Origin of the sequence: Streptomyces antimicrobicus (assembly GCF_020532625.1) — a bacterium.
Taxonomy (GTDB): Bacteria; Actinomycetota; Actinomycetes; order Streptomycetales; family Streptomycetaceae; genus Streptomyces; species Streptomyces antimicrobicus.
Genome location: NZ_JAJAUY010000169.1, coordinates 1 through 12,192 on the forward strand (window position 1 = coordinate 1; position 12,192 = coordinate 12,192).

Genomic DNA, 12,192 nt, shown 5'->3' on the forward strand with positions numbered 1-12,192 from the left:
GCTACCCACGGGTAGCCCTTGACCCTACGCTGTGCCGCCATGACAGACGTGCGCCTTCGCCGTGGCCGGTCCGCCCTGGCGATCAGCTTTTTCGTGCAAGGTGTCACCTTCGCGCTCCTGGTGACCCGGATCCCCGCCGTCCAGGACCGCTACGGCATATCCGACGGCCTGCTGCCCGCGTTCCTGGCCGCCGTCCCCGTACTCGCCGGCGTCGGCAGCGTGCTGACGGAGCGGGCCGTGAAACGGGTGGCGCCCAGCGCGGTGCTGCGGTGGTCGCAGCCGCTGGTGCTGCTCGGGCTGCTCGGGGTCGGGGCCGGGAGCGAGCTGTGGCACGTGGCGCTCGCGCTCGCCGTGTTCGGGCTCGCGGTCGGTGGGCTGGACGCGTCCATGAACATGCTCGGCGTCAGCCTCCAGCGCGCGTACGGGCGCAGCATCATGCTCGGCTTCCACGCGGCGTACAGCCTCGGCGGGATCGTCGGCGCTTCGGCGGCCTGGGCCGGGGCGCACTGGCACCTGGAGCTGTTCGTCTCCTACCTGCCGGCCGTCGCGCTGCTGCTGCCGCTCGCGCTCGCGGGCAGCCGGTTCTACGTCGACCGGGGCGGCCCGGAGCACCACGAGGCCGCAGCCTCCGCCCCCACCCCCACCGGCACCGGCTTCCGCCTGCTCGTGCCGCTCTGCCTCGTCATGGCCTGCGCGTACATCGGGGACTCGACGGTCTCCAACTGGAGCGCCAAGTACCTCCAGGACGTCCTGGGCAGCTCCGAGCAGCTGGCCACCGTCCCCTACAACGTCTACATGGTGACCACGCTCCTCGGCCGGGCCGTCGGCGACCTGGGGGTGCGGCGCCTGGGCGCCGTGGCCGTCGTCCGCGTGGGCACGGTGCTGGCGGCCGGCGGGTTCGCGGTGGTGGCGCTCGCACCGGGGGCGTGGACCGGGATGGCCGGGTTCACGGTGCTGGGGCTGGGCCTGTCCGTCGTCGTGCCGCAGACCTTCGCCGCGGCCGGGCGGCTGTTCCCCGGGGACTCCGACGCCGCCGTGGCCCGGCTGAACATCTTCAACTACGTCGGGTTCCTCGTCGGCTCGCCGCTCGTGGGCGCCCTGGGTGACGCGTGGAGCTACCGCGGGGCCATGCTCGTGCCGATGGTGCTCGTCCTGCTGACGCTGCTCCACGCCCGCTCCTTCGGCGCCGAGCCCGCCCGATACGGTGTCGGGCATGAGCGGCCGCGGGTTGTTGATGTGGGACGAGGCGGTAACGAAGTATGACTTCGGGCCCGGCCATCCGATGGATCCGGTGCGCCTGGCGCTGACCATGGGCCTGGTGCGCGCCTTCGGGCTGGACGGGGTGCTGGAGGTACGGGCCGCCAGGGCGGCCGGGGACTCCACGTTGCGCCTGGTGCACCGGGAGGACTACGTGGACGCCGTGAAGGAGGTGTCGGCCGATCCGGGGGTCGCCGACGGCTCGTACGGGCTGGGGACGATGGACGACCCGGCCTTCCCCGGTATCCACGAGGCCTCGGCGCTGATCGCGGGTCAGTCGGTGGCGGCGGCCGAGGCGATCTGGCGCGGCGAGGCCGAGCACGCGGTGAACTTCGCCGGCGGGCTGCACCACGCGATGCCGGGCGGTGCCGCCGGCTTCTGCGTCTACAACGACCCGGCGCTCGCGATCGCCCGGCTGCTGGAGCTGGGCGCCGAGCGGGTGGCGTACGTGGACGTGGACGTGCACCACGGGGACGGGGTGCAGGCGGCGTTCTGGGACGATCCCCGGGTGCTGACGGTCTCGCTGCACGAGCACCCGCGGACGCTGTTCCCGCAGACGGGCTGGCCCGAGGAGACCGGGGGGCCGGCCGCCGAGGGCTCGGCGGTCAACGTGGCGCTGCCGGCCGGGACCGGTGACGAGGGGTGGCTGCGGGCCTTCCACGCCACGGTGCCCGAACTGCTGGCGGACTTCCGGCCGCAGGTGCTGGTGACCCAGCACGGCGCGGACACCCATGTGGAGGACCCGCTGGCGCACCTCGCGGTGTCCTTGGACGCGCAGCGGGCGGTGCAGGAGGCCTGCCACGACCTCGCGCACGCGTACGCCGACGGGCGCTGGCTGGCGCTGGGCGGGGGCGGGTACGCGGTGGTGGACGTCGTCCCCCGGTCGTGGACGCACCTGGTGGCCATCGCCGGGCACCGGCCGATCGAGCCGGAGACGGCGGTGCCGGCGTCGTGGCGGGAGGAAGTCTTCGCCCGGACCCGGCAGTTGGCGCCGGGCCGGATGACCGACGGGCGGACGGTGAGCTGGCGGGACTGGGAGGCCGGCTACGACCCGGCCGACCGTACGGATCAGGCCGTTCTGGCGACCCGGCGGGCGGTGTTCCCGCTGCGGGGGCTGCTGACCTGAGGGCGCCGCGGGGCTGCCCGGTCGGTGCCGAGGGGGGCCGCGGGTGTTAGCCCAACGGTGGGCTGTGCGGCGCAATCGGCCCGGGTGGCGGCGCCGGTGCGGCAGCATCGGAGGTGTGTTGAGCACCGGCGCCCTGCGTGCGCATCTGTTGGCCGCGCGGTTGGCCGGCCCCGTCGCGACGTCCCGGGAGGACAGCCTGCGCAGCTATCGGCTGTTCGCGGCGCGCGACCCGAGGGTGCTGCTGGGGCTGGACCCGGAAGGGTGCTGGGCCGAGCGGGACCTGCTGGCGCTGATGGCGGACCGGTGCGGGGTCTCCGCGGACCCGGCGCACGTCAGCGGCCCGGACACGATCGACCCGGAGCGGACGGTGGCGGCGCTGGAGGCGTTCGCGGCCCGGCTGCGCGAGGTCGCGCGGACCCGGGCGCCGGTGCTCTTAGGCACCGGGCACCCGCACCGACTCCTGGGTTTCTACGCCACTTTGGCCCGGGCGTTGTCGGCGGCGGGATGTGTTGTGCTCACCCCCGCGCAGGGGTGGGGGGTGGACGTGGCGACCCGGTTCGGCGTACGCACGCAGTGCCTGGACTACGTACAGGGGGTCGCACTGGTGCGGGAACCCGGCGTGCGGCCCTCGGGGAGTGCCACCGGCGCACACACCCATTCGCCGCTGCCGGTTCGGATCGCGCTGGGGGCCCTGGCGGAGTCCGGCAGGCCGCTGCCGGAGCTGGTGATCGGGGATCACGGGTGGGTCTGCGGGGCTGGTCAGCTGGGGTTCGACGCGATCGGGCTGGCGGACACAGATGATCCGGCGTTGTTCGTGGGGGAGGCCGAGGGGCGGGTGGCGGTCGCCGTTCCGCTTGATGACGGGGTCCGTTCGGACTACTACCGGCCCCTCACGCGCTATGTGCTCGACCGGGCCGGCCTCGCGGCCGGCGACTGAGGACCGTAGCTCCTCTTCCCCACTCGTATCACACGCCCCTAATCTGGGGAGTGAGCGTGCGACGACGTGGAGTAACCGGAGGGGAAGCCGGTGCCCCGTCATGCGCGGAAGGTCAAGGTGTGACATGGCTGCTGACCAGAGGCCTCTGAGCGAGGTCGTGTTCCTTACCGTGGCGGAAGTGGCCGCGGTGATGCGAGTGTCGAAGATGACCGTGTACCGCCTGGTGCACAACGGCCATCTGCCCGCCATCCGGGTGGGCCGCTCCTTCCGGGTCCCGGAGAACGCGGTCCACGAGTACCTCCGGGAGTCCTTCGTGGGGGTGGAGTCGGCCTGAGTCTGACCCCTCGGTGGCCCTCGGATTACAAGCTCGGAGCTCGGGCGGGTAGGCTAGGCCGACGTAGGTCGTGTGGGCCCAGACGCCCCGCACCAAGATTTCCGCTGACGCGGGGATGAACCGAGAAGTGAGCGAGGGTAGTCGTGGGCTCTGTTATCAAGAAGCGGCGCAAGCGGATGGCGAAGAAGAAGCACCGCAAGCTGCTCAAGCGCACCCGCGTCCAGCGCCGTAACAAGAAGTAAACGGCAGCTGTACGTGTTCTCCGCAGCCCCTCCACCATCCTTGGTGGAGGGGCTGCGGTGCAGCCGGGTACTCCGTACGTCGCTGAGGAGGCGCTGAGCGGTGGGGAAGGTCGTGCTCGTGACCGGGGCAGCCCGGCAACTGGGGGGCCGCTTCGTGCGCCGCGTCCAGCGGGACCCCGACGTCGAACGGGTGATCGCCGTGGACGCGGTGACGCCCCCGCACCGGCTGGGCGCGGCGGAGTTCGTCCGCACCGACATCCGGCAGTCGGCGATCGCCCGGGTGCTCGCCGAGCACGCCGTCGACACGGTGGTGCACCTCGCGGTCACCGGTGGCGGCCCGGTCGGGGCGCGCAGCGCGGTGAAGGAGACCAACGTCATCGGCACCATGCAGCTGCTGGGTGCCTGCCAGAAGTCCCCCTCCGTACGCCGGCTGGTGGTGAAGTCCAGCACCAGCGTCTACGGCGGCGCGCCCAAGGACCCGGCCGTCTTCACCGAGACCAGCCAGCCCAAGGCGCTGCCGTCGACGGGCTTCGCCAAGGACGCCGTCGAGGTCGAGGGCTACGTACGCGGGTTCGCGCGGCGGCGGCCGGACGTGGCGGTGTGCGTGCTGCGGTTCGCGAACATCCTGGGGCCGTTCGCGGACTCGGCGCTCGCGGAGTACTTCTCGATGCCCGTGATGCCGACCGTGCTCGGCTACGACCCGCGGCTGCAGTTCGTCCACGAGGACGACGTGCTCGACGTGCTCCAGCTGGCCGCCGGGGAGCCCCGGCGCGGGACGCTCAACAGCGGGACCTTCAACATCGCCGGGGACGGGGTGCTGCTGCTGTCGCAGTGCTCGCGGCGGCTCGGCCGGCCGACCGTGCCGCTGCTGATGCCCGCGGTCACCTGGGTGGGCTCGGCGCTGCGGACGGTGGGCGTCACGGACTTCTCACCCGAGCAGATCCGGCTGCTGACCCACGGACGGGTGGTGGAGACCACCCAGATGCGTGAGGTGCTCGGCTTCGAGCCGATGTACACCACGGCGGAGACCTTCGCGGACTTCGCGCGCAGCCGCAGGGCCGGGCTGCTGCCGCCGGAGCGGGTGGGGTGGGCCGTGGAGCGGATGGCGGGGCTGTTGGACGTCGAACTGGACGAGGGAGCGCAGCGATAGTGGCGGACGCCAAGGTCATTCCCTTCGACGAGGACCGCCCGCGGCGGCGGCTGACGGGCCGGCGGGTGCGGGCGGTGCCGGCGCCGACCGCCGAGCCGGAGCTCGCGCCGGAGCACGCGCCGGAGGCGGCGCCGGAGGCCGCACGGGAGGCCGGCCCGGCGGCCGGCGCGGACTGGGACCGGCGGATCGCCGGCGGGCTCGCGTTCCTGCGGCGGCGGCTCACCGGCGAGTACGAGGTCGACGACTTCGGCTACGACAAGGAGCTCACCGACCAGGTCCTGATGTCGCTGCTGCGGCCGCTGTACGACAAGTACTTCCGGGTCGAGGTGAAGGGCCTGGAGAACGTCCCGTCGAAGGGCGGGGCCCTGATCGTCGCCAACCACTCGGGCACGCTGCCCCTGGACGGGCTGATGATGCAGGTCGCGGTCCACGACCACCATCCGGCGCAGCGGCACCTGCGGCTGCTGGCGGCGGACCTGGTCTTCATGCTGCCGGTCGTCAACGAGCTGGCCCGCAAGGCCGGGCACACGCTGGCCTGCGCGGAGGACGCGCAGCGGCTGCTGGAGGCCGGTGAGCTGGTCGGGGTGATGCCGGAGGGCTTCAAGGGGATAGGGAAGCCGTTCGGGGAGCGGTACAAGCTCCAGCGGTTCGGCCGGGGCGGGTTCGTCTCGACCGCGCTGCGGGCGGGTACGCCGATCGTGCCGTGCTCGATCGTGGGCGCGGAGGAGATCTACCCGATGGTCGGCAACGCCAAGACGCTGGCGCGGCTGCTGGGGATCCCGTACTTCCCGATCACGCCGACGTTCCCGTGGCTGGGGCCGCTGGGTGCGGTGCCGCTGCCGACGAAGTGGACGATCCAGTTCGGGGAGCCGATCCCGACGGACGGCTATCCGCCGGAGGCGGCGGAGGACCCGATGCTGATGTTCAACCTGACCGACCAGGTGCGCGAACAGATCCAGCACACGCTGTACAAGCTGCTCGTGCAGCGCCGTTCGGTCTTCTTCTGAGCCCGACGAGCCGAGGCGCACCCAGGCAGGACGAGGCGCGCACCGAGGCCCCCGACCGACGGTCGGGGGCCTCGGCCTTGCGCTACTCCGCGTCCTCCGCCTTCAGCCCCAGGCCCGGGAGGAGGCCCGGGAGGAGCGGGGGCAGGGTGATCTCCGGCTTCGTGGGGTCGGCCGGGGTGGACGAGGGCGCGGTGCTGCCGGCCGCCGGCGGGTGCGGCAGCAGTCCCTCGGCGCCGCCGAGGAGACCGCCGTCGCGGCTCGGGCCCGTCGCGGACGACGGACTGCTGGCCGGTGGCGGCTGCGCGCCGGGCGGGGTGGCCGCCGACGGCGTCTGCTGCGGGGTGGCCGCCGGCGGAGCCGCCGGCTTGACCGCGGGCGTGCCGCCGCGGTTCTGCTCCGGTGGCTTCGGCAGCAGGGACTGCAGCGGCGCGACGTCATCGTCTATGGCCTGGAACACCGAGCTCACCTGGTCACCGACGTCCGTGAGCTGCGGCGGCAGTCCGGCGCGGAGCTTGCCCCAGGCGGCGCGGTGCCGCTGGGAGAAGGACGTGAGCGCCTGGATCGGACCGAGCGAGCCGCCCTCCTCGTAGGCCGAGTGGAGCAGCCGGTGGGCCTCCGCCGCGTCGTGCCGCATGCCCGACAGGGCCTGGCGGATCTTGCCCAGCGACTCGTGGTCCAGGGCGCCGGCGCGGCCGGCGTCCATCAGGCGGCTGGCCTCCCACAGCCGGGTCGAGGCCCGGTCGAGGTACAGCTCGCCGCGTTCCGAGTCGTCGTCGGTCATGCCGAGCTTGAGGTCCTCGACACCCCGCTTGACCGGGTACAGCGAATCACCCGGCAGGGCGTCGGTACTGGCAGCGGCCACACCGCTGAACGCCCCCGCCGCCACGCCGACCGTGAGCCCCCCCGCTGCGATGCCCTTGGACCAGCGGGAGCGGGGCCGCAATTTCCGGAGCGGGGTCGCCCGGTGGGCGCCGCGGCCGGTCCGCTGCTCGGGCACCTGAGGGTCCGAGGCGGCACCGCCCCCGGCCCTCTCCTCCATCACCATGGCCTCCATGGCGGCCACGAGCTGGGCTCGTTGGACCACCTTGACCTCGGCGTCCAGCTGTGGGCGCGGCACCTCGCCGAGCGCACTCACCAAGGCCAACAGCCGTTCGTGCTCGGCAGGTTCGGCAGGTGCCTCGGACTGCTCGGCCGCCGGCTCCGGTTCCGAGGGGTCGGACGGCGTCCGACCCTCCAGGGCCTGGGCGAAGGCGTTCGCCCGCCGGTGGGGAGAAACGTTCGCGATCACTGGCGGCACCTCCTCTCGTCATGACGATCGACTCCCCAAGGTGTCCGGAAGGTTGCCTTCCTTGAGCACATCCACACTTTCGAGTGAGCGGCTTCGGGCAGGGCGTGTCCACAGGGAGCCTGCATTCCGCACAACGAGCGGCGCGGCACTTGGGTTACGGACGAAGGATGATCGGACCACAGCGTCATCGAGGGGTCACCGGTTGTCGAGGGTGAGGCAGCAGCGAGCGGGCGAAACGAACGGGTCGGCAGGGGCGGGCGCGGGCGGCGGTGGCGGGTGGCGGGCGCGGGGCGGGCGGGGGAGACCGCGACGTCAGCGGGCGTCGTCCGGCAGGAGGCGGGCCAGGGTGCGGACCGCCCGGTACTGGAGGGTCTTGATGGCACCCTCGTTCTTGCCCATCACCCGGGCCGTCTCGGCGACCGAGAGGCCCTGCAGGAAGCGCAGGGTGACGCACTCCTGCTGCTGCGGGTTGAGTTTGCGGACCGCTTCCAGCAGGGCCGCGTTGGAGAGGGATTCGAGGACGGAGTCCTCGGGGGACCGTTCCACCTCGTTGGCGTCCAGCATCTCGCCCGTCGTGACTTCCAGGCGGAAGCGGCTGGACTTGAAGTGGTCGGCGACCAGGTTGCGGGCGATCGTCACGAGCCAGGCGCCGAAGTCGCGGCCCTGCCAGGTGAAGGTGGAGATGCGGCGCAGCGCGCGCAGGAAGGTCTCGCTGGTGAGATCCTCCGCGGTCGCCTTGCCGCCGACGCGGTAGTAGATGTAGCGGTACACCGTGTCGCTGTACTGGTCGTAGAGCCGGCCGAAGGCCTCGGCCTCGCCCGCCTGGGCGCGCTCGACGAGGTCCATCATGCGGCCGCTGTCGCTGTCCGCGGTGGGACGGCGGGTCGTGGAGGTGGCCGTGCCGCCGCCGCTGCTCGCGCCGCCGGCCGTACGGCCTCGTCTGCCCACGGTCGCTCCGCCGTCGGTCAGGGCATAGCAAGGACCGGCAGGGCCGAGGCCGGCAGGGACCGCGGCGGCGAAGGCGGGGACGGCGTACGCGGTGGGGACGAAGCCGCGCAGGTGGTCGAGGACCGTTGCGCGGAGCGTAGCCAGGCCCGAGGCGTCAACCCCGACAGGTGGGTACACGGGACTCCCAGAGGCAGAGCTTCCATCACGTGCAGTGCGGGACCGTTCACCCGTCGTGGCGACGAATGGGCGGTGGCATGCGTCTGAGGAGAATAACGCTTCGTACAGGCAGCGCTACACCCAGTTGCGAAAATCATCGCTCCTGACACTTCTGTTTCGTGTCGAGGGCATATTCGGTCGCGGCCTGTGATCGGTTAATGATCGATTGGGCGTCCGGAATGGATGCTTCCGAGGCTTCTCGCGACCGTGTCGGGCAGGCTGGAGTGCCCCGGCGAACCCGCGGGTAGGGGTGGGTGGTTGCCCTGCGACCCGCCCTGCGGCGGGCCCTCCGGCGCGCCCCGCGGGCCGCCCCGCCCGCGCCGGTCCCGGCCGGTCAGCGGCGGCGCCGGTGCAGGGCGATGGCGGCCGCGGCGCCGCCGGCCAGGGCGCCCACGCCGGCCGCCGCCGGGACCCCGACCTTCACGGCCTTGCGGCCGGTCCGGTAGTCGCGCAGCCGCCAGTCGTGCGCCCGGGCGTGCTTGCGCAGTTTTGTGTCGGGATTGATCGCGTACGGGTGTCCGACCAGGGACAGCATCGGGATGTCGTTGTGCGAATCGCTGTACGCCGCGCAGCGCGCCAGGTCCAGCCCCTCGGCGGCGGCCAGCGCCCGCACGGCCTCGGCCTTGGCGGGGCCGTGCAGCGGCTCGCCGACCAGGCGGCCGGTGTAGACGCCGTCGACGGACTCGGCGACCGTGCCGAGCGCCCCCGTCAGGCCCAGGCGGCGGGCGATGATCGTGGCCGTCTCCACCGGCGCGGCCGTGACCAGCCAGACCTTCTGGCCGGCGTCGAGGTGCGCCTGGGCCAGGGCGCGGGTGCCCGGCCAGATGCGCTCGGCCATGTACTCGTCGTAGATCTCCTCGCCGATGGCCATCAGCTCCGAGACCTTGTGGCCCTTGACGATCGACAGGGCGCTGTCGCGGGCGTCCTGCATGTGCTCGGGGTCCTCGACCCCGGCGAGGCGGAACCACGCCTGCTGCCACGCGAAGCGGGCGAGCTCGCGGCGGCGGAAGAACTCCCGCTTGTACAGGCCGCGGCCGAAGTGGAATATCGCGGCGCCCTGCATGACGGTGTTGTCGAGGTCGAAGAAGGCGGCGGCGAGGTCGTCGCCCGCCACGGGGAACTCCGGCGGCGGGGCCGGGGCCGGGGCGGCGGCGGGGGCCGGGGCGGGCGCCGGGGTCTGCGCCGTCCCGCCGGGTGCCGCGTCCGCCGGTGCGGCCAGCGCGGTCTTGCGGGCGGCCTCGGCCGAGGCCTCGCCTGCCAGCACGCTCCGCGCGGTCGTGGAGCGCCTACGGGGGGTGAGCCATCCGGGAGCGGCCATGACGCGAGCATAGCCATTGTGTTCGGGAGTTCCCGAACCGTGGGGATGCGGCTGTGTGAACTCTGCGGTGCCCGGGCGTTACGCGGCCCGCCCCGCGGGCGGAGGAGAATGAGGGGTATGAGTCCTCTGCTGCGCCGTAAGGAAAAGAAGAGTCCCGGGGAGCGTCTGGTCACGCTCGTCGGGAAGCCGGGCTGCCACCTGTGCGACGACGCCGAGGCGGTGGTCGAGCGGGTCTGCGCCGAAACGGGCGCGCGCTGGGAGAAGAAGGACATCACGCAGGACGAGGAGCTCTACCGGCTGCACTGGGAGCAGATCCCGGTGGTCCTGGTCGACGGTGAACAGCACACCTTCTGGCGGGTGGACCCGGAGCGGTTGCGGCAGGCCCTGCAGGGGTGAGCCCGGTCACTTTGGTCGGACAAAGCGGACACAATCTTTGTGCACGCGTTCACAAAGACATAGCCTGCTGTCGACGGGGCGGTCCTGGGACAAGAGGCCGCCTGCAGCCCCGCTCATCCCGCAGGAGCATCGTGGCAACTGGCCGAACTCACCGACCGGCGACCCGCAGCCGAGGCATCCCCGAGGCCACCGTCGCCCGGCTTCCGCTGTACCTGCGGGCCCTGACGGCGCTGTCCGAGCGCTCGGTGCCCACCGTGTCCTCGGAAGAGCTCGCCGCCGCCGCCGGCGTGAACTCGGCGAAGCTGCGCAAGGACTTCTCCTACCTCGGCTCGTACGGCACCCGCGGGGTGGGCTACGACGTCGAGTACCTCGTCTACCAGATCTCCCGCGAGCTCGGCCTCACCCAGGACTGGCCGGTCGTGATCGTCGGTATCGGCAACCTCGGCGCCGCCCTGGCCAACTACGGCGGGTTCGCCTCCCGTGGCTTCCGGGTGGCCGCGCTGATCGACGCCGACCCGGCGATGGCCGGGAAGCCGGTGGCCGGCATCCCGGTGCAGCACACCGATGACCTGGAGAGGATCATCAAGGACAACGGGGTCTCCATCGGCGTCATCGCCACCCCGGCCGGGGCCGCGCAGCAGGTGTGCGACCGGCTGGTGGCCGCCGGGGTCACCTCCATCCTGAACTTCGCGCCGACCGTGCTGTCCGTGCCCGAGGGCGTCGACGTGCGCAAGGTCGACCTGTCGATCGAGCTGCAGATCCTGGCCTTCCACGAGCAGCGCAAGGCCGGCGAGGACGCGGGCGCCGTGCCGGCGGCCGGCCAGGCCGTGCCGTCCCCTGCCGCTTCCGCTCCCGCCGGTGCCGCTGCCGCCGCGGTCCCCGGGGCCCCTGCCGCCGCCCCGCTGTCCGCGGCCGCCGCCGCCGCTGCCGACGACGACGCCGTGGCCGCCGCCCGCAAGGGCCGGCCCGAGGGTGACGTGCCGGCGGTGATGCCGGCATGAGCCTGCTCGTCGTAGGACTGAGCCACCGCAGCGCGCCGGTCAGCGTGCTGGAGCGGGCGTCGCTGTCCGCGGACGCCAAGGTGAAGCTGCTGCACGACACCCTCGCGGCGGAACCGGCGACCGAGGCGGCCGTGCTCGCCACGTGCAACCGGATCGAGCTGTACGCCGACGTGGACAAGTTCCACGCCGGTGTCGCCGAGCTGTCCACGCTGCTCGCGCTGCACAGCGGGGTCGCGCTGGAGGAGCTCACCCCGTACCTGTACGTGCACTACGAGGACCGGGCCGTGCACCACCTGTTCTCGGTGGCGTGCGGGCTGGACTCGATGGTGGTCGGCGAGGGCCAGATCCTCGGCCAGATCAAGGACGCGCTGGCGCTCGGGCAGGAGCTGCACACCGCCGGGCGCCTGATCAACGACCTGTTCCAGCAGGCCCTGCGGGTCGGTAAGCGGGCGCACTCCGAGACCGGGATCGACCGGGCCGGGCAGTCGCTGGTGACGTTCGGCCTGGAGCAGCTGGCGCTGCCCGGCGGCGAGCCGGTGGCGGACTGGGCCGCCGGGAAGCGGGCGCTGGTCATCGGCGCCGGGTCGATGTCGTCGCTGGCCGCGGCGACGCTGGCACGGGTCGGCGTGGCCGAGATCGTGGTCGCCAACCGGACCGCCGAGCGGGCGGAGCGGCTGGTGGAGATCCTGCGCGCCTCCGGCACCGGGGTCGTCGCGCGGGCCGTGGGCATGGCCGGTGTGGCCGACGAGCTGACACGAGTCGACGTGGCCGTCTCCTGCACCGGGGCCACCGGACTCGTGCTGACCGCCGAGGACGTCTCCGCAGCCCTGGCCGAACGGGGCCCGGCACCCGCCTCCCCGACCGAGGCCCCCGCCCAGGTCTCCGGTGGGACCGCGACGGCGACTGCGCCCGCGACGGCGACCGCCCCGGCGACCGTGACCGGGGCCGTGACCGCCCCCGCGCCCCTGGCCC

Annotated in this window: 13 protein-coding genes; 10 read left to right on the forward strand and 3 right to left on the reverse strand. The window is 73.0% G+C overall.

The window, feature by feature from the left end:
• The first annotated feature begins 39 nt into the window (after positions 1 to 39).
• From LG632_RS27140 to LG632_RS27170, 7 genes are all read left to right on the forward strand, one after another.
• Entirely contained in the window at positions 40 to 1,263 is a 1,224-nt protein-coding gene (locus tag LG632_RS27140) for an MFS transporter (protein ID WP_226730191.1), read from the forward strand.
• Positions 1,214 to 2,383 (forward strand): acetoin utilization protein AcuC, encoded by a 1,170-nt coding sequence (locus LG632_RS27145; RefSeq protein ID WP_226730192.1) that lies wholly within the window; start codon positions 1,214 to 1,216, stop codon positions 2,381 to 2,383. The genes LG632_RS27140 and LG632_RS27145 overlap by 50 nt, the downstream gene beginning before the upstream one ends.
• A 115-nt stretch (positions 2,384 to 2,498) precedes the next feature.
• On the forward strand, positions 2,499 to 3,320 hold the full coding sequence (locus LG632_RS27150; protein WP_226730193.1) for a phosphatase: 822 nt from the start codon (positions 2,499 to 2,501) through the stop codon (positions 3,318 to 3,320).
• A gap of 124 nt (positions 3,321 to 3,444) precedes the next feature.
• Complete coding sequence (locus LG632_RS27155) at positions 3,445 to 3,654, forward strand: helix-turn-helix domain-containing protein (RefSeq protein WP_226730194.1); 210 nt, start codon at positions 3,445 to 3,447, stop codon at positions 3,652 to 3,654.
• Positions 3,655 to 3,797: 143 nt separating this feature from the next.
• Positions 3,798 to 3,896 carry a 30S ribosomal protein bS22 gene (locus LG632_RS27160; RefSeq protein WP_003948845.1) on the forward strand — a complete coding sequence of 33 codons (99 nt, stop codon included), beginning with the start codon at positions 3,798 to 3,800 and terminating at the stop codon, positions 3,894 to 3,896.
• 100 nt (positions 3,897 to 3,996) lie between these two features.
• Positions 3,997 to 5,046, forward strand: coding sequence for an NAD-dependent epimerase/dehydratase family protein (locus LG632_RS27165; protein WP_226730195.1), 1,050 nt, complete (start codon positions 3,997 to 3,999; stop codon positions 5,044 to 5,046).
• Positions 5,046 to 6,053, forward strand: coding sequence for a lysophospholipid acyltransferase family protein (locus tag LG632_RS27170; RefSeq protein ID WP_226730196.1), 1,008 nt, complete (start codon positions 5,046 to 5,048; stop codon positions 6,051 to 6,053). Before LG632_RS27165 ends, LG632_RS27170 begins: the two co-directional genes overlap by 1 nt.
• A gap of 82 nt (positions 6,054 to 6,135) precedes the next feature.
• Here LG632_RS27170 and LG632_RS27175 read toward each other — a convergent pair whose 3' ends face one another.
• From LG632_RS27175 to LG632_RS27185, 3 genes are all read right to left on the reverse strand, one after another.
• Positions 6,136 to 7,341 carry a DUF5667 domain-containing protein gene (locus LG632_RS27175; protein ID WP_226730197.1) on the reverse strand — a complete coding sequence of 402 codons (1,206 nt, stop codon included), beginning with the start codon at positions 7,339 to 7,341 and terminating at the stop codon, positions 6,136 to 6,138.
• 312 nt (positions 7,342 to 7,653) lie between these two features.
• Positions 7,654 to 8,466, reverse strand: a complete 813-nt coding sequence (locus LG632_RS27180) for an ECF subfamily RNA polymerase sigma factor, BldN family (protein ID WP_226730198.1) — start codon at positions 8,464 to 8,466, stop codon at positions 7,654 to 7,656.
• Positions 8,467 to 8,839: 373 nt separating this feature from the next.
• Positions 8,840 to 9,823, reverse strand: a complete 984-nt coding sequence (locus LG632_RS27185; RefSeq protein ID WP_226730199.1) for an HAD family hydrolase — start codon at positions 9,821 to 9,823, stop codon at positions 8,840 to 8,842.
• 117 nt (positions 9,824 to 9,940) lie between these two features.
• Here LG632_RS27185 and LG632_RS27190 point away from each other — a divergent pair, with 117 nt between their 5' ends.
• The 3 genes from LG632_RS27190 to hemA all read left to right on the forward strand — a co-directional run.
• Entirely contained in the window at positions 9,941 to 10,219 is a 279-nt protein-coding gene (locus tag LG632_RS27190) for a glutaredoxin family protein (RefSeq protein WP_226730200.1), read from the forward strand.
• Between the two features lie 131 nt (positions 10,220 to 10,350).
• Positions 10,351 to 11,220 (forward strand): redox-sensing transcriptional repressor Rex, encoded by an 870-nt coding sequence (locus LG632_RS27195; RefSeq protein ID WP_226730201.1) that lies wholly within the window; start codon positions 10,351 to 10,353, stop codon positions 11,218 to 11,220.
• The coding region (gene hemA, locus LG632_RS27200) for a glutamyl-tRNA reductase (protein WP_226730202.1) at positions 11,217 to 12,192 on the forward strand (976 nt) is incomplete at its 3' end. The genes LG632_RS27195 and hemA, both read left to right, overlap by 4 nt.

What these genes read in the sequence shown, in the direction of transcription:
- LG632_RS27140 (WP_226730191.1), top strand. Translation starts at nt 40, where the DNA reads ATGACAGACGTGCGCCTTCGCCGTGGCCGGTCCGCCCTGGCGATCAGC.
- LG632_RS27145 (WP_226730192.1), top strand. Translation starts at nt 1,214, where the DNA reads ATGAGCGGCCGCGGGTTGTTGATGTGGGACGAGGCGGTAACGAAGTAT.
- LG632_RS27155 (WP_226730194.1), top strand. Translation starts at nt 3,445, where the DNA reads ATGGCTGCTGACCAGAGGCCTCTGAGCGAGGTCGTGTTCCTTACCGTG.
- LG632_RS27185 (WP_226730199.1), bottom strand. Translation starts at nt 9,823, where the DNA reads ATGGCCGCTCCCGGATGGCTCACCCCCCGTAGGCGCTCCACGACCGCG.
- LG632_RS27190 (WP_226730200.1), top strand. Translation starts at nt 9,941, where the DNA reads ATGAGTCCTCTGCTGCGCCGTAAGGAAAAGAAGAGTCCCGGGGAGCGT.